Source organism: Neisseria zoodegmatis, from assembly GCF_900187305.1.
In the GTDB taxonomy this organism is placed as follows: Bacteria; Pseudomonadota; Gammaproteobacteria; order Burkholderiales; family Neisseriaceae; genus Neisseria; species Neisseria zoodegmatis.
The window spans coordinates 158,434-180,858 of sequence record NZ_LT906434.1; the positions used below are offsets into that span (position 1 = coordinate 158,434).

The window sequence follows — 22,425 nt, forward strand, 5'->3', positions numbered from 1 at the left end:
ATGGCGCACCCGCAGGAGACACGCGCCGAAGTGCGACGCCTGTACACGGTTGAGCAGAAAAGCTTGCCCGAAGCTGCGCAAGAAGCCGGCGTACCGTTGGCAACTGCACGCCAATGGAAAGCCCGCGATAAGGCGGCCGGCGAAGATTGGGATAAGCTCAAAACCGCCTACATTATGGCGGGCGGCAAAATGGAAGATGTCAACCGCGCCATCATGGCGAGTTTCTTGGTTCGCTACCAAGAAGCAATGGAGGATGCGGATAAATGGGATGCGCTCGACCCGTTGGAAAAAGTAGATGTGCTTACCCGCTTAAGCGACAGCTACACCAAAACCGTAGCGGCCAACCGCAAAATGTTGCCGGAAATCAGCGAGCTGGCCGTGGCAATGGAAACCATTAAAGGTTTTGGCGACTTTATCCGCGAAACCCGCCCTGCGGTGGCGATGGATTTTATCGAATTGATTGAAATGTTTGCGCCTGAATTGCAGCGGCGCTTCAGCAAGTGAGGCCGTCTAAAATGACAAAAGTCGAATATACGCATAAAGGTTGGTATCTGTTTTGCCCGATTTGGATTGCAAACTGGCAAGACCCTAGCGAAGCCCCCGCCGTTGCGCCCCGCTATAAATTGGAATGGCTGTTTTGGCTGGCCGACCAATTTTTCTTTGCCATGAGCGCCATGCACGAAATGAAAACGGGCTGGCCGCTGCCGTTTTGTTTCAAAGTTTGTCCTGAGCCGCTGAAAAAGCCTGTGGTTCATCATTATAAATAGGCCGTCTGAAAAATGCGTTTAAAGTCCCCGTTAAAAAGTAAAGAATTTATGCGCGAGCTGGCGGAATATGCCGGCCAGTTGCGCAGCCTGATAGAGGCGGAAGTTGAGGGATTTTCAACCAAGCCAGCCGATATTCTGCGCCGACGCCAAGCGGTGCTCGACCCCGTTTCAGGTTACGAATACTTTGTAAACAACTACTTCCCGCACTATATCAGCAGCGGCAGTAAATCAGAGCTGCACGAATATCTGTTTGAGCTGCTGCCGAAAGTGGCGGCGGACAAGGAAAGCCGATCAGAGGCGATTGCCGCTCCGCGCGGCGAGGCTAAATCGACGTTGGTTACCCAACTTTATACGCTTTGGCGCATCGTAACCGGGCAAACGCACTATGCCGTAATCGTGATGGACAGCATAGACCAAGCGTACCCGATGCTCGAAACCATCAAAGCGGAGTTGGAATTTAACCTGCGCATTGCCGCCGACTTCCCCGAAGCTGTGGGAGCCGGGCGCGTGTGGCAAGCCGGAACGATTGTGACGGCCAACAGCGTTAAGGTTCAGGTCGCGGGTAGCGGTAAAAAGCTGCGCGGTATGCGCCACGGTCCGAACCGCCCCGACCTGTGCATTTTGGACGACATCGAAAATGACGAACAGGTGCAGAATCCAGACCAGCGCAATAAGCTGCAATCGTGGATAGAGAAGACCATAGAACCCTTGGGTGGCGTGGGTAAGAAGTACGACATTATTTATATCGGCACTATCCTGCACTACGACAGCGTACTTTCCCGCACCCTTAAAAACAAATTCTGGAACGGCCGCATATTCAGGGCGGTAAAACGCTGGCCGGACAGAATGGACTTATGGGAAGAATGGGAAACCATTTGGCGCAATTACGGCGAAGCGGCTGCGATGGCCTACTACCGCGAACACGAAGAGGAAATGTTGGCAGGCGCACAAACATCTTGGGCGGCGCGCGGCATTCTCGAATTGATGAAGAAGCGCGCCAAAATCGGCTCGCACTCGTTCGCCTGTGAGTATCAGAACGACCCCGCCAGCGGTGAAGATTCACCCTTTGCCGACTATATGGACGGCGATATCTATTTCAACACCCTGCCGCCCGATGTGGTGATGTACGGCGCGGTTGACCCGTCTTTGGGCAAAAGCGGCAAGAGCCGCGACCCATCCGCGATTTTGGTGGGCGGGTATCAAAAGAGTACGGGTATTCTGTTTGTGGAAGTCGCCAAAATCAGACGGCGCGTGCCGGATTTGATTATCGAAGAAACCATTGAGCTGCAAAAAAAGCACAACTGCCAAGTGTGGGCGGTGGAATCGGTGCAGTTTCAGGAGTTCTTTAAGGATGAGCTGGTTAAGCGTTCCGCCCGCGCCGGCTGTCCCGTGCCTGCCCGCGGCATTAAGCCGGCTAGTGACAAGCTGTTGCGCATTGAGAGCCTGCAACCGCACATTGCCAACGGCCTAATCAAATTTAGGCAGGAACAGCGCGAACTTATCGAGCAGTTGCGCCACTTCCCCCACGCCAACCATGACGACGGCCCCGATGCCCTGCACATGCTGTGGATGTTGGCCGTGAGTGGCAACAAGGCGGATAAGGCCGTGCCGGTGCATATTCCCGAGCCTACGTTCTTTTAATTTAAAGGCCGTCTGAATCAAACTCTAGTCGGGCAATGCCGTGGATAAGGTTTCAGGCGGCCTACACATTTAAACAGGTGTTTAAACATGTTTGGATTGACCAAAGGCAAAACTAAAAAACACATTGATGCGCTGGTTGCAGACACAGCTTACGCCCTTGATGGTTTTATGAGCAACGCAGAAAGCTCGGACGAGCTGTTAGACCGCTTGGGGTTGAGCCGCGAACAGGTTTTCGCCGCAGTCAACTCGGATGATGAGGTCGAGAGTTGTAAAGAGGATTTGCGCACGGCCATGATGGCGAGCGGCTGGCGGCTGTATGGCGACGGCACCGACGATGCCCAACTCGACCGCATCTATCGGGTGGTGCGTAAAAACCTATCAGCCTTTGTGGAGCTGGTATTGACTGCCCGTATGAATGGTTATGCGGTAGGCCGCTATATCTACCGCCGAGAAGAAGACGGCCTGATTGTGCTCGACTACATTGCCGACCGTCGCGACGAGTTAGACCGCTACAAGCCCAAGCGTGGCGGCGTATTGATATATCAAGGTAATAACGGGGAAGAAGTGCTGGATACACAGGTGCTTAATCTGCTGCTGGTCAACCGTGCTACGGCGAAAAACCCCGCCGGAGAAATGGCCGTAGCCCGTCTTTTCCCAGCTGTGTCGGTGCGTAAAAACGGTTTTCTTTATGCACACCAATTTATCAAGCGTTATGCCCAACCCTATATGGTGGGTAAGGTTTCGGGCGATGCCCAAGGCTTTATCGGCAAGCTGTTTTCGTTTGTTTCAGGTGGGGCGATTACCGTTGATCCCGAAGACAGTGTAGAGATGCTGACCAATTCGGCTAATGGTGAGGGCTTTGAAAAACTGGAGCGCATGGCAAACGCGCGCATTCAAAAGGCCTTGCTAGGCCGCGTAAAAATATCGGACATGACCAACGGCAGCCGCGCGGCGCAAGAAACCGAAGAGAACACCCGCCAAGACCGCATCGAAGCCTATTTGAGCCTGCTGTCGTTGGCCGTACAGCACGCTGTTGATGCGATGGTGGCGGTTAATGCCGTTTGGGGAGTGGAAATCAAGCAAAAAGGCGGCTTGTGGTTCGAATTTATCGAAGAGGCCAAAATCGATAAGGCGCGAGCGGAGCGCGACAAAATTTATGCTGATTCGGGCATGGTGCGTTTTACCGAAGACTATTTCACACAGGTTTTAGGGTATGAAAAAGAACACTTTGAAATGGTTGAGCAGCAACCGCAGGCAGGAAAGGCAGCCCTTGCCGTTAAACTTTCAGACGGCCTGAATGGCGGCGAGCCGCCGCTTTTGAAAGTCGACCAAGCCTTGATGCAGCCGAAAATGCAGGCGGTTTTAAGCGCATTACAGGCATCGGAGAGCTATGCCGATTTTGAGGCGGCCTTGAGCAAGATGGATTTAAGCGAGGGCGATATGGCGATTATCGACAAGCTGGTAGGCGAATCCGTACGCGGATTTTCAGACGGCCTTGAGGACGGTAAATAATGGAGTTGAGATTCAACAGCCTGATTGACCGCGCCGCCTTGGGATTTTTAAAAAGTAAGAAGCTGCTACCCGGATTCAGCCATTACGATGTGTGGCTGTATGAGCATGCCGTCGCCTTTACCGTTGCCAAGATGATGGATAAGGATATGCTGGCCGACGTTCAGACGGCCTTAACCGATGCCATGCAAAACGGCACTACATTTGCCGATTTTAAAAAGCGGTTAAAACCGTATTTAATGGCGCGGGGCTGGTGGGGAGAATCGGTCATGCTTGACCCCGTGGACGGTGTGCCGAAAGTGGTACAGCTTGGCAGCACCCGCCGCCTGCGCACTATTTTTCACACCAACCTGCAAACCAGCTATGCAGCCGGTCAATGGGCGCGGGTACAAAACCGCAAGGCCGCCCTGCCGTATCTGAAATACATTCCCAGCGCGGCCACGCACAAACGCGACGCACATAAGACCTATTACAATTTGATTCTTCCCGTTGAACACGAGCTGTGGAATACGATATTTCCGCCTAACGGCTACGGCTGTCTGTGTGGCGTGCGCCAGCTCACCAAAACGCAAGCCCTGCGCGAACGTGGCGAAGATATTGCCAAAGACCCCGACGGCTTTACCGATGCCCAAAAAGAAGCGCATAAGCAAGGCCGCTTGGAAGACAGCCCGAATATCGAAACCATCGAATTTACCAATCCGCGCACCGGTCAAACGGTACGCATTCCCGCCGACATTACGCCCAGCTTTGCCCATAACCACGGCGACCGCGTGGGTGCACTGCAACAGCTTTTCGGCAAACGGCACGGGCAAGATGCACTTAATAAAATGATTGCAGAGCGCGAGGCGTACCTTGATGCCAAGCTGCGGCCTGTCGGTGTGGGCATTACCAGCTTTGCGGGATTAAAGGCCGACAAGTCCGAAGTTGCCCGCCTACTGGAAGATAAGGCGCAAAAAAAACACACCCTTCACGAAGCAGAGGCGGCTGCGTTGTGGCAACAAGCATACGGTGTGAAACTGGAGCGCTACGATTTGGATAATGCCAACCCGCCTGATTTTCTCGTTGCAACAGACAGCGCGCGCGAAACGTGGCCGACGTTGGATTTCATGTTTACCGCCGATGCGGACAACGAATACAAGCTGGAGCGGTTTAACCGTTTCTTTGCGCACGACGAGGCGGCGTGGCTGAAAACCCAAAGCAATATCCAAAAGCATCTGAAAAAAGCAGATATTGTGCCGCTTGATTTGCGCCTTCTGAATGCACTGAATAGAGCTAAGGTAATTGCTTATGTGGTATCATTGCCCGAAGAACAACGTAATCAAATCACTTTGATATTTGGGGATAAGAAATGAGTTTGGCCGATAGCTTGAGCATAAGCTACCACCCTGAAAAGCCCGAGGGCGAGCAATTCGCCGAGGTTTATTTGGGTCGCGAAGCTGCCTGCGTGCTGTATGACTACATGTTGCCGCGCATGGAAGCTGCCGCGCCGGGCTGTGCGGAAGAGTTTGAGGGATTGTGGTTGGTGGAAGATTTAAGCCTGCGCCATATCCCCGAGCGATACTGGCTGCCGGTATTCAATTTGGTAATGCAGGCGTGTGATGCTGAGACCGTACTCAAGCCATTTAAATCTGCATTAAAAAAAGCGTTGGAATCACGCTACGATTAATTATAAACAAGCGCGCCCTGTGGCGCGTTTGTGCTATTCTAAAAATCCGCGTTTTAAGCGCGGTTTTTTTATTATCCTATACCTACCCATTAGGCGTGTCGTAAAAATCAATCCTGCGCGATTCTAATCGGGGGTTTAATCACTTTATCAATCATTCATGCGCGGGCTATTCCGCCGTTTTCAAAACTGTCGGCAGAAAGCTGTAATGAAACGCTGCCAATCTGATTTTTATCCGCCTGTCTGCACAATGGCGGCATGACTACCAAATCCACACCCCAAACCTTAAACCTGCGCCTTTCTTCCGCCGACGCGGTGGCCGTTGCCGCCGTATCGGGCGAAGAGCCGCGCAAGTTTTCCGGCATTGCCAACAGCGGCCGCCCGTTCGGCTTAGGTACGTGGCAAACGGTTATCGACTTCGACGGCATCAAGCTCAAAGATAAAACCGCCTTTCTCATCGACCACGCGGGCAGTAAGCGCGCGGGCGTGGGTAAGTTGTCGGTTACTTCGGACGGCCTGTATGCCGAAGGCACTTTACTGAACAACGAGCACGGGCGAGCCGTGGCGGAAGAGTCCGACCAAGGTTTTCCGTGGGAGATGTCGGTTTATGTACAGTCGGCGCGTGTTGAAGAATTGAGCGCGGGCGCGAAAACCAGCGTTAACGGGTATGAAGTTCAAGGCCCTATGCTGATTATGCGTGATTGCACTATCCGCGAAGTGTCGTTTACCGCTGTGGGCGTTGACGGCAATACTCACGCCGTGGCTTTGTCGGACGACGGCAAGCCGCGGGCATTTGATTATCAACAACAGGAGCATTTAAGCATGACACCTGAAGAGAAGGCGGAATTGGACCAGCTGAAAGCAGATAAAGCGAAGCTGGAGCAAGAAAACGCCGATTTGAAACTCTCCGCGCATAAAGCGCAGATTGATGCCAAGTTGTCGGCAGCCGGTTTTAAAGCCGGAGCGGACGGTAAGTTTAGCGGCGTGGGCGAATCGACCTACAAGCTGCTGCTTTCCGCCGATTTGAAAGATGCCGAGGCCGTGATCACCGACCTGAAGCCCGCCGAAGCGGCCTTGTCGGGTGCGGGTAAGCCGCAGGTGCCGGAGGCGTTGCTGGCTGATACACAACCCGGTAATCCGGACGAACCGGCAGGCGGCGTGAAGCTGTCGGTGGCGACGGGTAAAAGTTCTTTGAACGGAGGTGCGTATGTCTGAAGCCAAGATGAAAAGCACAGGTAATGAAACCTTGGGTCATGTAACCGGTGACTTTTTGAAATGGGAGGCTACGCCGCTTACCCGCGAGGCGGTAACCGCTTCCAAAGGCACTAAAATCGGCACCTTTGTCGATTATCCGCTGCGTACCGGTAAAAAGCTGTTGGCGTTGACCGACGAGCAGGACGGCAAGGTGCTGGTGCAGCCGCACAACTGCATTATCGATTTGTCGCTGGTGGCTGCTACGGCAGTTAATGCGGCGGCATCGACGGGCGGCAATCTCGACGGCCTGAAAAAAGACGGCGACCCCTACGGCATCGTCTATCAGGGTGCGCCCGCCGCTTAAACCCAAACGGTACAGGCCGTTTCAGACGGCCTGCCCCTGTGTTTACTTTAAAAAAAAAGGAAATTCTATGCCTTTATCCAGCGAAAGCAAGTTCGGCGTTAAGGCTTTGACCACCGCCATCAACAAAGTACCGGCCACGCCCACGCAAATCCGCGACTTGGGTATTTTCGAGCCGCAGTACCTGACTACCACTTATGTAAACGTGGAATATCAGGAAGGCCGTCTGAATTTGGTGCAAAGCAAAGAGCGCGGCGAGTCCGGTCAAGCCGTGCCCCCTAAAGGCCGCGCGATTAAAACATTCAGAATTCCACATCTTCCCGAAGACGACGTAGTCCGCGCGGATGATGTACAGAATCTGCGCGCATTCGGCAGCGACAAGGCGGAAACCGTGGAAAACGTGGTAAGCGACAAGCTCGCCGATGGCAAGCTCAACCTCGAATACACCCGTGAGCATCTGATGCTGGGTGCGTTGCAGGGCAAGATTTTAGATGCCGACGGCACCATGCTATACGACCTGTATAAGGAGTTCGAGCTGACCCGCGAAACCATCGACTGGAAACTCGATACCAAAACCACCGAAGTGGGCCAGTTAATGGATAAAACCATTGCCGGCCTGCGCGCCAAACAAAACGGTGCGATGGTAACGGGCTGGGTGGCTTTGTGCGGCTTGGACTTTCTAACCGCGCTGAAATACCACGACAAAATCAAGCCGCTGTACGAACGCTACCGCGACGGTGCAGCCTACCGCGAGGGGTCGGCCAACCCGATTGAGTTTGAACACAACGGCATAAAGTTTATCCAGTACACCGGCAACTTCGGCGAAAAAGGTGCAAAAATCGCCGCCGACCAAGCAATTTTGCTGCCGGTAGGCCGCAAGCTGTACACCGAGGCATTTGCGCCAGCCGATATGAATGCAACCGTTAACACCCGTGCATTGCCGTATTACGCCAGCCGCGAGAAACTCGACCACGACAAAGGCTGGAGCCTGCACATGCAGTCCAACCCGCTGCCGATTGCCTTGCGCCCCGAGCTGCTGGTAACGCTTTCCGTTTAAAAGGCCGTCTGAAATGCTGATTACCCGTGAAGATATGATTTTGCGGTTTTCCGAAAGGGAGATTGCCGCACTTACCGACCATGAATACGGCAAGACCGTAAACGTCGAAGTATTGGATCGGGCAATCGCAGACGCCGAAGCCGAGGTGGGCAGTTATCTGGCCGCCGCCGGTTATAAAAGCTTTGAAGGCGAAGTGCCCCGCGTGTTGGTTTTGAAGGTGTGCGACATCGCCCGCTACTACCTGCATGAAGACGGCGATATTGAAATCGTTGAAAAACGCTATAAGGCGGCTGTTGATTGGCTGAAGGCATTGGTTAAAGAGCCTCGCCTGCTGGGTTTGGATGCAAGCCAGCCTGCGGGCAAGGCTTCAGACGGCCTGTATGCTGTGATACCGAATAAGGTGGAGCAATGGCATGAAATTAACCGTTGATACCAATTTACCCGAGCTGCAAGCGCATTTAAATACGCTGTATATCCGTTTAAACGGAGATTTAAAACAGCCCTTGAATGCCGTGGCTGCGCTGCTGGAAAACAGCACCCGCAAGCGTTTTGAAACCAAAACCGCACCCGACGGCAGCAAGTGGGCGGATTTGTCGCTGTGGACGCTGTATGCCAAAACCGGCAAAAACGGCAAAGCGCGCGGCTCGATTTTGGTTGACCGCGGCGACTTGTTGAGGAGCATCACCAGCCACGCCACCGAAAGTATGGCCGAAGTCGGCACCGACCGGGTATATGCCGCTTATCTGCAAACCGGAACCGCTAAAATGCCCGCTCGCCCCATCTTCGGATTGAGCGAGCAAGACCGCAGCGACATCCGCGAATCGTTGGGTGAGTGGCTGCAAACCATTTGGAGCAAGTAGTTATGGCAAAACTGCCGATGTATCAAAACATGCTCGCCTGCTACCCGTCCATCTTGGAGCGTATGAGGCAAGTGCCGGGCGTGAGCGATGTTTTAGAGGCTGCGGATTTAGAGGCGGTAACGTCCGACCGAAAAATCAAACCGCAAGACGGCGCGGTTTATGTGGTGTTCGACGGATTCACGCCCGATGCGACAGCCGGAAACAAAGGTTTGTTGCGCGAGCGTTTGAGCTTCAGCTTCATTTTGTCCAAACGCCAATACAACCCCAACCGCCTGCAATACGGAGCAGACGGTGTGGGCGAAACCATTACCGCCATCAAGTCGGCATTTCAGGGTTTCGACCCCTGCGGCGACAACGGCCAAAAGCTCACGCTGGAGCCGTTTACCGCCCGCGCCGCCCTGCCGATTGCCTATCACGAAGGCTTTGCATTTTTCCCCATGCGATTTGAAACCGCAGTAGCCATTGAATTGAGAAAGGACTGATATGCCTATCAACCGCACCGCCGACCACGGCCTGATTTTTGAGGGCGACGTAAAAGTACGCAACCGCAATATCGCCGATGGCGGCATTTACGATGTGGGTAATACCACGTCATTAACGACCGCATCATCTACCGAAAGCAAAGAGCGCACCAGCAAGCGCAAAGGCACTTACGGCCAAGCGTTGGACAGCTTGGTAACCCAAAAACCGACCGAAGTCGGCTTGAAACTGGATACTTTCGATAAAAATAACTTGGCAATGGCCTTGATGGGTGAAGCTGCTGTTATTGCCGCCCGCGCCGAGACCGTAACCGATACCGTGATTCATATCGGCAAAAAAGGTCAAGGCTACAAGTTGCCGCACGAAAACATCGACCCGTCCACAATTAAGGTTAAGAACAAAAGCGACCAAAACGTGGCGGCAGAAAAGGTTGTATTTAATGCCAATGTCGGCTTCATTGAAATTGACCCGTCTGCCGACAATGTGAACGATGATGAAGACATCAAAGTAAGCTACAAAACCCGCGCCGCAGGCGGCTTCAAAATCAGTGCAGGCGCATTGAGCCGCTTGGATTTGGAAATTTGGGTCGACGGCAAAAACCGCATCACCGGCGAAGCGGGCGTATTGCACATTCCGCACGCTGTGTTGGCTGCCGACGGCGATATCGACTGGTTCGGCGACGACTTCGCGGAAGCCGCCTTTAAAGGCACGGCGGTGCTAGCCGAGGGTCAAACATCAACTTATTATTTCTCCAGCTTCAGCAATTAAGCCGGGTGTCAATGATAAAGGCCGTCTGAAAACAGACGGCCTTTTGTTGTGCTTTTTTGCGGTGTTTTTGTCATGCGTTTAACAGGGCGGTTACAACGGCGAAAATCAAAAAACCGACCACAACGGCAGCGACATAAAACGGCAGCTTGGCGAGTAGAGATGTAGGGTTATCCCCTTTTGCGGCAGCCGGCACGCGGTATCGGCCTGAATTGGTCAGTAGCCCCGCGCAAAACAACAGCAACAATAATAATTCCATAACATCTCCCGTAATGAACGACGTCCGGTAGTCCGGTGCAGTCTCTTATCAATAATTACGGATTAGCATAACGTAATTATAAAGGTTTATCAATATGGCATCGGCAGAGCTTCAGGCCGGCATCCGTATTACGGCGGGTGTGGACGGCGCGGAACAGATTAAGACGCTGGCGGACGAAATTCAGGCGGCGGGGTTGGATACGGCCAAATTATCTGAAGAAGCGCAGAAACTGCATGAAACATTTGCGAGAACGTCGCAACAGCAGGCATTAATCGAGCAGTACAAGGCTTTGGAAAAAGAGCTTGAAGAAACAGGCCGCGCCATGAAGGCCGCCGATACCCTGCTCGACGGGCTGCACGAGAGCATGAAAGACGGGGCAACCACCGAACAAAAAGAGGCGGTGGCAAAACTACGTTCGGAAATGGAAAAGCTCGCAAAAAAAGAAACCGAGCTTACCGAAAAAGTGCGCGACTCCCGCAATGCCATGACTGCGGCGGGCGTGTCGGTTAAAAACCTTGCTGCCGACGAACAGCGGCTGGCAGCGGAAGCATCGGCGGCCGCCGTCAAAATGGATAAGCTGGCCGCCGAGGCGCAGGAACTCAAAGCTATTGCCGATGCCCGCATACAATTGGGGCTTGATACGGACGATAAAGCGCGGCAGGAAATAGAAAAAACTAAGCAGGCTTACGAAACGCTAAAAAACAGCGGCACATTGAGCCATGCCGAACTGGCGCGCGCGGCGGAACTGCAACGTGACAAGGTATATAAAATCGAACGCAGCTTGAGCGACCTGCGCCCGACGTTGGCGGATGTCGCAGACGAGTTGCAGGGCGTGGTTACCAAGGCGGGCGGCTTGGCTTATGTGGGGCGCGAAGCGGTCAAGTTTGAGTCTGCAATGGCGGGCGTAAAAAAAGTGGTAGATGGTACGCCCGAGCAAATAGCGGGATTGTCGGGCGAAATCAAACGCATGGCAGGCGAATTGGGCATCGTGCCCGAGCAGTTGGCGGAAATTGCCGCACAGGGCGGCCAGTTGGGCATTGCTTTAGACAGATTGCCCGAGTTTACGGAAATGGCGGCAAAAATGTCGGTGGCGTTCGGTATATCCGCTCAAGAGGCGGGCGATGCGGCGGCTACCATTGCCAACGTATTCCAATTGCCGATTGAAGAAGTGGAGCGGCTGGGCGATGCGGTCAACACTTTGGGTAACAACACCGCTGCCCGCGAGAAAGACATTATTGCCGCCATGACCCGCATCGGCGGTACGGCCAAGCAGTTTGGTTTGGCTGCCGAAGAGGCTGCTGCTTTGTCCGGTGCGTTTATTGCTTTGGGTAAACCGCCCGAGGTGGCGGCAACAGCCATCAATGCGTTGCTGCAAAAATTGCAGACGGCTCAATCGCAGGGTAAGGATTTTCAGACGGCCTTAAGCCAAATCGGCTTATCGGCGGATGATATGGCGGCAAATATCGCGGCCAACCCTCAAAAAGCCCTGAACGAGTTTTTGGGTAAACTGCAACAGCTCGACAAGCAGAGCCGCGCCTTAGTGCTTTCCGATTTGTTTGGCGCGGAATACAGCGACGATATCGCGCTGTTGGTCGGCTCGCTCGGGGAGTACGAAAAAGCTTTGGGTTTGGTGTCCGACAAGGCGCAAACTTTAGGTGCGATGCAAAACGAATTTACGGCGGCAATGGATACGGCGGAAGGCCGTCTGAATCAGGCCAAAGCATCTTTTCAGGCGGCGGCCGCTACTATTGGCGAGGCTCTGTTGCCCGCCATTTCTGCCGTTGCTTCGGGTGCTGCGCGTGTGGCTGACACGGTGGGTTCTGTGGCGGAGCAGTTCCCGGTTTTGACCCAGCTTGGGGTTATGTATGCAGGTTTGCGCGTGGGTATGCAAGCGTTGGAAACTGTTACCCGTTTAACCGGCGCGACATCGGTTAGAAGTATGCTGCAAGCCGAAGTTGGTACCAAGAAATTTTCAATGCAACTGTTGGCGGCAAAAGCCGCCGCTGCGGCATTAAATACCGAATTGGGTAAAACCGCCGCCCGCGATCTTGATATTTTAAAAAATGCGGCGGGAGGATTGAAAGAGAAGCTGGCGCAGGCGGCACATGCTGCGGCGGGGATAGGTATTGCATTAAGCACGGGTACGAGTGTCGGTGATTGGGCTTATGAAAGTTCCGCTGCCGTTAGGTCGTTTGGCGACGAGCTGGGGCGGGCTTTGGCTTATGTGGATGCCATTTTTACCGACCGCACGTTTGATGACGTATCCAAGCATTTTAAAACGTCTGCCCAAGCTGCCCGCGAGTTGGCCGAAGCAGAGAAGGCAGCTGCCAAAGCTAAGGCAGAGCGGGCGGAAGCCGATGCCAAAGCGGCCGCGGCAGAATCTGCCCGCATCACGGCCATGCAGCAACAATACCGCAGTTTAAAAGCCGAACATGACGCGGTGGCCTCATCCATGAAGCTGTTGCAGTCGGAAGGTTTGGAAAACGGCGAAATTTACGCCCAACTTGCTACGCAGGCCGATGGTTTACGGGCGGAAATGGAAAAGTTAAACGCCGAGTTAAACAAAGCTGGCGCGGATTTTAAATTTGACACCGGCGCGATTGCCGAAGCAAAAAACGCGCTTAAAGACTTGGGATTGACCGCAGAGCAGGTGTCTAGCGGAATCAGCGAAGAAGCTGCGAAAGGTTTGGCGGCTTTCGACAAAGCGGCGGTGCAGTTCGGGCATGACAGCGAGCAGATGGCGCGCATTTTTCAGGCAGCATTGTCAAAGATGGACAGCCCCGAAGCTGTGGAAGCCTTGCGTAAACGCTTGGAAGACGTGGGCAAGCAGGCCGGATTGACTGCCGAAGAGATTGCCAAAATCGGGGAGAAAGCCCCTGATGCTGCCGCTAAAGTGTCTGAAGCCTTTGCCAAAATCGGCGTGGATGCAGAAGCCGCTGCAACAGGAATCAGCAGTAAAGCCAAAGAAGCGTTTGCCGATTGGCAGGCGGCTTCGGCGGCGGCTAAAGATGCGGGGATTGAAGACGCCCGTTTAATCCGCAACGGTTTTGAGCAGATGATGGGCAAACTGCAAAGCCGCGCCGAGTTTGATGCGTTCCGCGCGCAGTTGCAAAAGAGCGGCGATGCGGCGGTGCTGACAAAAGAGCAAATCCAGCGGCTGAACGATGCGGCCAAAGAAGGTGCGGCGGGAGCCAAAACGGCTTATGACGCAATGGCTCAATCCATCAAAACGGCTGCCGCTGCCGCTGATTTGAGCCGTGTTGCGGCAGAGGCTAAAGCCGCATTTGAGGCGGGTGCGATTACCGCAGCCCAATATGATCAGGTGTTGGCACAAGTTAAACAGCGCACCGCCGAACTGGAGGCGCAGTCGGCCAAGGCGGGCGATACGGCGGCGAATGCCCATAACAAAGCGGCCGCGGCTGCCGATAATCATGCACGGGCGGCGCAAGGTGCGGGGCAATCCAGCAAAGAGCTTGCCGACGGCATGGAGAAAGTAGCCGGCGCATCTGAATCGGCAACCCGAAAAGTCAACGCCCTGCATCAAGGTATCAGCAGCACCTACGGTGTGGTCAAACTCACGCGCGAAGAGTTTGTGCGCTATAACAATCTGCTACACGGCCTAACCGAACAAGGAACGCACTTTTTACGCAAAGGCTGGCGCGCTTATGCCGACCAGTTTTTAAACAGCATAAAAGATGCGAACCGCGCGCAGGAAGAATTAAACGCCGCTATTTCAGACGGCACGGTTAACATGGGCCATCTTATCCGTGCGACCACCGCGGCGGGCGCTGCTGCCGGCAAGCTGGATAAAACCAGCCTTGCCAACCTGCAAAATTCCATTGAAGCGGCACGGCAAAAGCTGGTGCAGCTTAAAGACGAGGCTACGGACGCACGCTTGTCGATTGAAGCGGAATTGGCAGCCATCAACGGCGATGAAGAGGCAGGCTATGCCTTGCAGCAGCAACGCAAGTTGGCGGAATTGAGAGCCAAGCAGCAGGCAGCGGCCAAAAACGGGCAAGGCGATGTGGCGGGTGAATGGGCGCGGGCGTTGCAGGCGCAGGAAACCCTATACGCCCGTCAAAAAGAGCAGCGGCAGCGGGAAAAGGCCGAGGAAGAGCAAAGGCAGCGCGAAGCGGCGGCAATTAACAAGGATGGCGGCAGCCGCTTGAATCTCGGAGATTTGGATAATCTCAAACTTGACGGGCTTGGTGATGCTGCAAGTGGTGTGATTAAACAGCTTGAATCAGCCCTAAATGCCCGGGATGCCAAAGTCGTTGAAAAAGCCGGGCAGGAATTGTTAGTTCAACTTCAAGCCGAACTCCGGCGTATGAGTTAGGCCGTCTGAAAAAATCCACGCAACCCGACCAAGTGAAGCCCTTATCCCCCGCCCCGTGCGGGGCTTTTTTTATCATCTCTTGGAGGAGTTTATAAAATGTCGAACGATTATTGGCGATTAAAACGCAAAGATACCGGCGCGATTGTCCGGCTGCCGCAGGATATGCGCTGGCTCGACGAATTTGAGTGGTCGAAAGTGGCGCAGGCCGCACCGCAGCGTACCCTGTCGGGCGGCTTGGTGATACAACAGGGCATTAAGCTCAACGGCAGGCCGATTACGTTGGGCGGCGATTGGGCGTGGCTCAAGCGCGGCGATCTGCACACCTTGAGAGAGTGGAGCGATACGCCCGCGCTGGAAATGGAGCTGACCCATTACGACGGGCGCACCTTCGACGTGGCATTTAGATTACATGATGCCGCGATGAATCGTATTGAGCCGGTGCGATATGCTACGCCCGAAACAGACGGCGACAAATACACCGCCGCTATATTGTTAATGACGATTTAAACAGGTTTTAAAACATGACAAAAACCACGCGATTAACCCAGCAGGATTTGCAGATTTACCCCAGCCAACGCTTGACCGACACGCCCGACGGCGGCGGATTGATGGTCGGAACGCCGTTAACGGGCGAGGATAACGAGATTTTTCCGCCCGTATCCGATGTTGACCGAACGATGGGCAGTTTTGACGCGCGCCTGCTGTATCCGGGCGTATTGCGGGCAGATGCAGAGCCGCTTTACGGGGCGCACTTTATCATTTCCGAGCCGCCGCAGGCAGATAATGTGTCGTTTTTGGCGTTTAAAGCCCGCAACTACGGCGAAAGCCGCGCCGAAATCATGCCGCGCATCGAAGCATACAGCGTACCCACCGTGGAAAGCCGCATGACCCTGCTTGGCCGACACATGGCCGGTATCCGCATGATTCAGGCTTATCAGCGCGAAGAAGCTCCGCTGCCGAAAGTGGGCGAGCGTTACTGCTTGGAAATGCGCGAAACATCGGGCAATAAAAACATCATCCGCTATCAGTATTTCCGTATCGCCGATTTGGAGCACGAAGTGCGCACGTTTGAAATCCCGCTGCCGGGCGGCGGTGTGAAAGAAATCCAGCGGCGCGTGCTGAAAATGGAGATTTACAATCCATTGTCAGATGACTATGCCGGCACCGCCTACCCTGTGGAAGGCTACGCGGGCAACGGCACGGCCATTTTGGAAACGCAGGTGGCAGATTCGGCTACTTACTACGGCGTGCGCCCGTTGGCCGAAGCACTAAATAAAGGCGCGCTGGAACTGAGGGTGGACAGCATTTATGAAAAGCTGGTGCCTACATCCACGGTGGAAACGCCTTATGTTGACCAATATACCGTATCTTCGGAGGCGTGGGTGCCTGCCGGCACCGAGCGCGTAATGTTTCGTTCTGACGGGTCGGTATCGGGCAATATTTGGCTGGAACAGCCCGTGATACCGGGTACGGTTAAGATACAGGGCTGGCAAGACGATGCACAAGGCCGTCTGAAAAAAGGCGGCAATATCGTCAATATCGACTACAACCGCGGCCTGATTGCCGATTTTCCTGCCGCCTTCGGCGTGAGCATCTCTGCGGTTCCGGGCGCGCAGCAAAGAGCCGCCCGCCACTCGACTTATATCGAGGTAAAAGATACCAACCACGGCACGCAATGGGCACCGCTTTTGCAGCCTGCGCCGCTGCGCGGCAGCCTGACTATATCGTTTATGAGCTTGGGGGTGTGGTACACCCTGCGCGACATGGGAAACGGCATCTTGCTGGATGCCGAAAACAACCCCTGCGGTACGGTAGAGCCGAGCGGCTCGGTGGTGGTGTCGCTGCCCGCCTTGCCCGATGTGGGCAGCAATATCGTGTTTGCATGGTCGCCTACTGCCGATTACCGCACCTTTAATGCCGATAAGGCGGGTACGGATTCGGTGGCCGAAACCGTTGCGGCGGTTGCCGTGTATGACGTGGGCGCCGACGTGAAGCCCGGAACTCTGCAATTATCGTGGAACGACGGCGCAGACAAAACCGCCGGCGACAACGGCAGCGGCAAGCTTACGGGCGATGCCCAAGGCGACGTATTATATAAGCGCGGTGAATTGCGGGTATCGTCGGCGATTGGCGCATCTACGGTGCAGATAAGGTGGCAAGAATACACCGAGCCGGAAGTGAGCAAATCGGCAAGCATTAATCAGTCCGGCACCTTGCGCTTTAACGCGGGAAAAGCCGTGCCCGGCTCGCTCAAAATGGACGTTAAACTCAAAATCGAAGCCACTGGCGTGAAGCGTACCCGCTTTAAGGTCGGCATGGGCGGCCTCTTCGGGCGTTACGATGTCGAGACCAAAGATTATAAGGTGGGTATTGATACTTTTGCCGCCAGCATCGGCGACAACGGCGGCGGCGGGCTGACGCTGAACGGCCAAACCCTGAAAGGCGGGAGTATCGATTATGCGTCCGGCGCGATTGTGTTGCCCGCATCGGCTCTTCAAATCACGGCATACGGCTATCAAGATGCTTTGGCGGAAATCGGCGCAGGTGCCAAAACCATCAATATCGAGGGCAAAGAGTACGAACTTGATAGCTTTACCGTGCATTTTATCCATGCCCAAACCACTGTGAGGCCGTCTGAAACCGCCCGCGCGGCAGAAAAAACCGCAACCAACGCGGCCATGACGTTTAACGTGTTGCGCGGGGCTTATGCGGGCAGCCACGCTTTGCCGGATACTTGGGCGTTTAGTGCGGGCGGTATCCGCATCATCGAGCGCGGCGGCCAGCTTTATAAGGATTGGGACGTACAAACCGGCACCGGCAAGGTAATAGGCAGTTTAAATACGGAAACCGGCCGCATTGTGATGTCGGATACGTCGCTTAATTTGGTTGACGTCAAAATCACGGCGGGCATCGTGGTTGCGCCCGCTACCAAAATCGGCAATTTTGTCGGGCGAACTCCCGCTGCTCCGGTCAAGCCCGAAAGCTTTACCGTGTATGCCACGGAAACAGGCGCAGACGGCCAAGTGCGGACATTGACGGGGCGGTCAAATGCTTTGGGCGAAATTGACGGCGAGCTTAAAGGCAAAATCCACTACGAAACGGGCTTTTTCAGCATCGAAGGCGGGGCATTGTTTTATGCAGACACCCTGCGCTTCAACTGTGTAACCCAAGACAATATTCCGCTCGATTCCAGCGTTATCGGTATCGATTCCGTGCGTCTACCGTCTGACGGCCGCGTGCCGGTGTACCGCAAAGGCGATATGATTGTGATCGGCAACCGCATCAAACAGGATTTGGGCAGCACGTTTACGGGTAATCAGACCGTGCAGCTTGACCGTCAAAACAGCGACCGCATTTGCTTGGTTGATGCCAAAGGCAAGCATGTGTTGGCCGATAAATACAGCTATGATTTGGCTGCCGGCACGATAACGTTTGCCGAGCCGTTGGATTTGTCGGACTACACCTACCCGCTCACAGCGGTACAGGCGTGGGAAGAAGAAAACCGCGTGATGGGTGTGGATATTTCAGGCCGTCTGAAATTGCAGTTTCCCGTAGGGCGCGATTACCCGAAAGAATCGACCTATGTATCCAGCGCCTTAATCGGCGGTGATTTGCTGGTAAGGGCGACCGAGCCGTTTTCACAGCAGACTTGGGATAACGTTTGGGGAGACGAAATCCGCGGCAATCCCGTTTTGTCGCGGTTGGATGTCAAAAACTACCCGATTAAGCTCACCAGCAACGGCGCGATTACCGAGCGTTGGCTGCTGCGCTTTACCAGCGACACCCAATACGAGCTGTACGGCGAGCGGCTGGGCTTGATTGCCAAGGGCGACACTTTGGGCGATTTGGCCCCGCTCAATCCCGCCACGGGCAAGCCTTATTTCACGCTCAATCGCTTGGCATTCGGTGGTGGTTGGGCGAGTGGCAACTGTGTGCGCTTTAATACCTACGGTACGCCGACACCCGTTTGGATTCTCCGTGCGGTACAGCCGACCACGGTTAAGCAGACCGAGCGCGACGGCTTTTCCGCCTGCCTGCGCGGTAATACCGTTATCGATGAGTAAGGTATATAATACGCTGTAACAACTCCCCCTACTTTGCCGTCGCCCGTGGCGGATTAACAAGGCCGGGGGCTTTCCGAATAAGGCCGTCTGAAAATTTCAGACGGCCTTTGCTGTAAGTGAAACAGGTTGTCAATCCGATCTATTGCGCGCGCGGGAAAATCGGGCATCTAAAACCGATTTTAAAAGGCAGGTTAAACCATGTTTAAAACCGAACGTGTTCCGGTTACTTTATTCCAATCGACCGATGAGGGCGCGCCGCAGCTTACCGCATCCGCGGGCAGCCTGAAAACCATTCTGAAAGCCTGTTTGGTAACGGGCTATGGGGATAAGCAGGCGTTGGGATGGGAATCGGCCTATGAAGACAGCACCTATATTGCCTTCCGAAGCAAACACAATAAAGCCAGCAAGTGCTGGATTTCCATCGACAACCAATACGAACGTGCGGCGGTGGTAACGGGCTATCATGAGATGTCGGCAAAAAACACCGGAGAAAATCAGTTCGGCGAAGGGCTTGTTCAATTGTTGAGTAACAGTTCAGAAAATGCTCCTTGGGTGTTGGTAGGACACGAACGCGGTTTTTGCTTGTTAGTACGGTCTGCCCTTTATAATCCCAATAGATGTTCTCAAATGATTTATTTTGGCGATTTCTGCAGTATTGCGCCTGATGATACTCGTAATTGTATCTTATGCAAAAGCGGCCACGAATTATCAGTCAATAAATATATTGACTCCAATCATTATGGCGTCGGAAGCGACATAATGGCCAGTTCTTTCAGTTATTCTATTAGCAAAACCAAATTTGCTTTTGCGGCTTCTTCGGATAAGATGAATCACAATGTTTACGGTGCTTTTGCTTCGGTTGCACAGGCACATAGGGGGGCAGAATATCCTGATTTTGTATCGCAGGGTTTTTCGGCTTTTGAAATTTTCATGTTGGAGTCAAGATATGGCTCTAATCTATATACATACCACTTACGTGGGCTTCTCGGCGGAGTTATGGCAATTAGAGAAAAATTGGAAGATTTAGATGATTTTCAATTTTTTAACAATATCGATCAGAGCGGAGACCGATTCCTTAAATTCAACACCAACGATAATACTGTCGGTAAAGATTGCTTCCTGCTTAACTGCACCGCATGGGAAATTTAAACCATGCTGTTTAAGTCCCGTATAGCTATTTTCAAGCGGCCTCGCCATGAGAAGCCTTTACGAATGGCGGTTAAGAGCCGTGTCGGCATTTGTCGCCGTCCCCGTCATCCGCAGCCTTTGTTCGGTGCGGTCAAATCCCGAGCGGGAAATCACTACGGCCGCACTCACGGCGGCGGTTTCATTGCCGGGCGCGGCGACGGTATTTTGACCGTGGGGGGCCAGCCTGCCGAACGGCGCATTCTCTTGTTTGAGCGCGGAACGTTTAAATTGGTGCGCGGGGCATGGAGCCGCCCCGACGGCACTTATCTGCTCGACCGCATTAACCCCGACCGCGACTATTTGGTATTGGCCCTTGACCATAAAAGACAATACGAGCCGGTTGCCTATGATTTTGTGCGCCCCGCCGTGCCCGAAAGCGGCTAGGCCGTCTGAATAACACACCATGAGCGATACCCGCGCCACTTCCCCCGATGCTTTGCCGTTGTCGTTCGGTTTGCCGATTGCTGCCGACCGTAACGTTGCGGCTTTGCCTTTGCCGCTCAAACGGCGGTTGGGCGACGTGCAAGACGTCGGATCGGTTGCCCCTGATAAAGATCATGACTACGGTTATAACCCGTGGCGCGACCCTGTGCGGCCGATGGTGTCGGCATCGTTCGGCTTTGTGCTGCCGCCCGTTGCTATGCGCGCTGCCCTGCAAGGCGGTTTTTCAGACGGCCTGCCCGTTGCGTTGGATTATGCCGGTGTATATGTGGATGCGGTGGGTGTGGCCACCTGTATGCAGGCTGCCGTGCAGGGTATGGCAGCCCTGAAACGCAAGCAAAAAAGCGTATATACCCCCGCCGTGCTGTATGCTGGCGAAGCCGCAGCCAATATCAGCGGTATGGCGGATTTGAGGCGCGAAACCCGCGCAAATATGTCGGGCGGGGCGTCTTTGGCAAGGTGTGGCCGTCAACCGTCAGGCGTGGCAGCAGCATTGCGTAAATGCGGGCTGCATGAGTTTAGGCCGTCTGAAAGCAAGGTGTTTGCATTGGATGCTTACGTTTCCGCCCGCACGCCAACGGCAGCCTGCCGCAAATCGGCAAGCCTGCCCGCCTTGCCCGTGCCGTGCGAGTGGTACGAAATACCCGCCGAGCCTATGCCGCCGCAACCGCCCGACAATACTTATGTATGCGGCTTGCGCCCGCCGCCCGATAAGATGCCGCTGCGTTTCCGCCGCCGCGTTATCGGGCATAGCTCCGGCAGTATTCCGATACCGTTTACCTGCCACCAAGAACTTAAAACCCCCGTATTAAAGGCTTATATGATAGTCAATACCGTATCCGCATCGTTTGACGATACCCCGCTCACGCTGTTATCGGCATCGTTTACCGCCGATATGGGCGGTTATTGCTGGCAGGGTACGGTAACTGTACCACCCGATGATTTTGCCCGGCTGGGTATGGATGGTCGGGCAAAAGGCCGCGAAGCCGTGATCACTATTAATATCAATGGCGGGCTTTTTGTCATATTGGCCGAGGAATACCGAGACAACCGTGCGTTCGGGCAAAAAAGCTACACGGTATCAGGCCGCAGCGTTACCGCCCGTTTGGGCGAGAGCTACGCCGTGCAGGCAGGCGGTGTGTTTGATGCGCCTATTTATGCGCGCCAAATTGCCGATACCCAGTTGAAAAACACGGGTATCAGATTAACCGACTGGCGGGCGGCCGATTGGCTGATTCCTGCCGGCATCTACGCATCAACCGATAAAACGCCGATGGCGGTTTTGCAGGAATTGGCGCAGGCGGCAGGGGCATTTGTCGAGAGCCACCCCGGAAATGCCGAAATCAACGTCAAGACCCGCTGGAAAAAGCCCGCGTGGGAAGTATCTGCCGCGTCGCCCGATGTTTCCGTTCCTGCGTCCGTTATTTTGAGTATCAGCGGCAGCCGCAGCGTTAAACCGCTGGCGGGTGGTGTATTTGTGTATGCCGACCATGCCAAGGGCAAAGGGGCGGACGTTTACCGCAAGGCGGGCAACCGCGAGCCGCGAGCCGCTGCCGTTACGGGGCCGCTTTATACCGATATGCCTGTGCTTCAGGCCGCAGGTGTGGCGGCATTGAGCGATACCGGCACGCACAAAAGCGAAACCGTTACCCTGCCCGTATCCGACAAATATGCCTTGCCGTTGGCGCAATTAGGGCAGATTTGGCAGATACAGGAGCCTGCGGGAGCGTGGCAAGGCGTGGTAACAGGCGTAACGCTGGCCGTCGACATTGAAAATGAAGCACCGCGCGTACTGCAAACGGTGGTTATCAACCGCTATTTGGATAATTGAGGCGATTTT

Annotated in this window: 20 protein-coding genes; 19 read left to right on the top strand and 1 reads right to left on the bottom strand. The window is 54.3% G+C overall.

Annotation, left to right across the window (positions count from 1 at the left end; all coding sequences use genetic code 11):
• The 13 genes from CKV66_RS00810 to CKV66_RS00870 all read left to right on the top strand — a co-directional run bounded on the left by CKV66_RS00810 (position 1) and on the right by CKV66_RS00870 (position 10,300).
• Complete coding sequence (locus CKV66_RS00810) at positions 1–504, top strand: DUF1804 family protein (protein WP_085364229.1); 504 nt, start codon at positions 1–3, stop codon at positions 502–504.
• Between the two features lie 11 nt (positions 505–515).
• Positions 516–767, top strand: a complete 252-nt coding sequence (locus CKV66_RS00815; RefSeq protein ID WP_085364228.1) for a hypothetical protein — start codon at positions 516–518, stop codon at positions 765–767.
• A 12-nt stretch (positions 768–779) separates the two neighbouring features.
• The gene (terL, locus tag CKV66_RS00820) at positions 780–2,408 is read left to right on the top strand and encodes a phage terminase large subunit (protein ID WP_085364227.1); all 1,629 of its coding nucleotides are present in this window, start codon (positions 780–782) and stop codon (positions 2,406–2,408) included.
• Positions 2,409–2,495: 87 nt separating this feature from the next.
• Positions 2,496–3,920: a phage portal protein family protein gene (locus tag CKV66_RS00825; protein ID WP_085364226.1), complete on the top strand. Its 1,425-nt coding sequence runs from the start codon at positions 2,496–2,498 to the stop codon at positions 3,918–3,920.
• Positions 3,920–5,269 carry a phage minor head protein gene (locus CKV66_RS00830; RefSeq protein ID WP_085364225.1) on the top strand — a complete coding sequence of 450 codons (1,350 nt, stop codon included), beginning with the start codon at positions 3,920–3,922 and terminating at the stop codon, positions 5,267–5,269. Before CKV66_RS00825 ends, CKV66_RS00830 begins: the two co-directional genes overlap by 1 nt.
• Positions 5,266–5,583, top strand: a complete 318-nt coding sequence (locus CKV66_RS00835) for a hypothetical protein (protein ID WP_085364224.1) — start codon at positions 5,266–5,268, stop codon at positions 5,581–5,583. The genes CKV66_RS00830 and CKV66_RS00835 overlap by 4 nt, the downstream gene beginning before the upstream one ends.
• 255 nt (positions 5,584–5,838) lie before the next feature.
• Positions 5,839–6,795 carry a hypothetical protein gene (locus CKV66_RS00840; RefSeq protein ID WP_085364223.1) on the top strand — a complete coding sequence of 319 codons (957 nt, stop codon included), beginning with the start codon at positions 5,839–5,841 and terminating at the stop codon, positions 6,793–6,795.
• A complete protein-coding gene (locus CKV66_RS00845) occupies positions 6,788–7,138 on the top strand; it encodes an oxaloacetate decarboxylase alpha chain (protein WP_231990498.1) in 351 nt (116 codons plus the stop codon). The genes CKV66_RS00840 and CKV66_RS00845 overlap by 8 nt, the downstream gene beginning before the upstream one ends.
• 67 nt (positions 7,139–7,205) lie before the next feature.
• A complete protein-coding gene (locus CKV66_RS00850; protein ID WP_085364222.1) occupies positions 7,206–8,192 on the top strand; it encodes a major capsid protein in 987 nt (328 codons plus the stop codon).
• A gap of 13 nt (positions 8,193–8,205) precedes the next feature.
• Positions 8,206–8,622: a gp436 family protein gene (locus CKV66_RS00855; protein ID WP_085364221.1), complete on the top strand. Its 417-nt coding sequence runs from the start codon at positions 8,206–8,208 to the stop codon at positions 8,620–8,622.
• Positions 8,606–9,052, top strand: coding sequence for a phage virion morphogenesis protein (locus tag CKV66_RS00860; RefSeq protein ID WP_085364220.1), 447 nt, complete (start codon positions 8,606–8,608; stop codon positions 9,050–9,052). The genes CKV66_RS00855 and CKV66_RS00860 overlap by 17 nt, the downstream gene beginning before the upstream one ends.
• Positions 9,053–9,054: 2 nt before the next feature.
• Positions 9,055–9,534 carry a phage tail terminator protein gene (locus CKV66_RS00865; RefSeq protein ID WP_085364219.1) on the top strand — a complete coding sequence of 160 codons (480 nt, stop codon included), beginning with the start codon at positions 9,055–9,057 and terminating at the stop codon, positions 9,532–9,534.
• Position 9,535: 1 nt separating this feature from the next.
• Positions 9,536–10,300 carry a phage tail tube protein gene (locus CKV66_RS00870; protein ID WP_231990499.1) on the top strand — a complete coding sequence of 255 codons (765 nt, stop codon included), beginning with the start codon at positions 9,536–9,538 and terminating at the stop codon, positions 10,298–10,300.
• Between the two features lie 70 nt (positions 10,301–10,370).
• Here the strand turns inward: CKV66_RS00870 and CKV66_RS00875 are convergent, their stop codons facing one another.
• Positions 10,371–10,556, bottom strand: a complete 186-nt coding sequence (locus CKV66_RS00875; protein ID WP_085364218.1) for a hypothetical protein — start codon at positions 10,554–10,556, stop codon at positions 10,371–10,373.
• 94 nt (positions 10,557–10,650) lie between these two features.
• Here CKV66_RS00875 and CKV66_RS00880 point away from each other — a divergent pair, with 94 nt between their 5' ends.
• The 6 genes from CKV66_RS00880 (at position 10,651) to CKV66_RS00905 (ending at position 22,416) form a co-directional block, all read left to right on the top strand.
• Positions 10,651–14,892, top strand: coding sequence for a phage tail tape measure protein (locus CKV66_RS00880; RefSeq protein ID WP_085364217.1), 4,242 nt, complete (start codon positions 10,651–10,653; stop codon positions 14,890–14,892).
• A 96-nt stretch (positions 14,893–14,988) separates the two neighbouring features.
• Positions 14,989–15,399, top strand: coding sequence for a hypothetical protein (locus tag CKV66_RS00885; protein WP_085364216.1), 411 nt, complete (start codon positions 14,989–14,991; stop codon positions 15,397–15,399).
• 14 nt (positions 15,400–15,413) lie between these two features.
• Positions 15,414–18,956 carry a hypothetical protein gene (locus CKV66_RS00890; protein ID WP_085364215.1) on the top strand — a complete coding sequence of 1,181 codons (3,543 nt, stop codon included), beginning with the start codon at positions 15,414–15,416 and terminating at the stop codon, positions 18,954–18,956.
• 198 nt (positions 18,957–19,154) lie between these two features.
• Positions 19,155–20,105, top strand: coding sequence for a hypothetical protein (locus CKV66_RS00895; protein WP_085364214.1), 951 nt, complete (start codon positions 19,155–19,157; stop codon positions 20,103–20,105).
• A 63-nt stretch (positions 20,106–20,168) separates the two neighbouring features.
• Positions 20,169–20,528, top strand: a complete 360-nt coding sequence (locus CKV66_RS00900) for a hypothetical protein (protein WP_231990500.1) — start codon at positions 20,169–20,171, stop codon at positions 20,526–20,528.
• A 19-nt stretch (positions 20,529–20,547) separates the two neighbouring features.
• On the top strand, positions 20,548–22,416 hold the full coding sequence (locus CKV66_RS00905) for a hypothetical protein (RefSeq protein WP_231990501.1): 1,869 nt from the start codon (positions 20,548–20,550) through the stop codon (positions 22,414–22,416).
• The last annotated feature ends 9 nt before the right edge of the window (positions 22,417–22,425 follow it).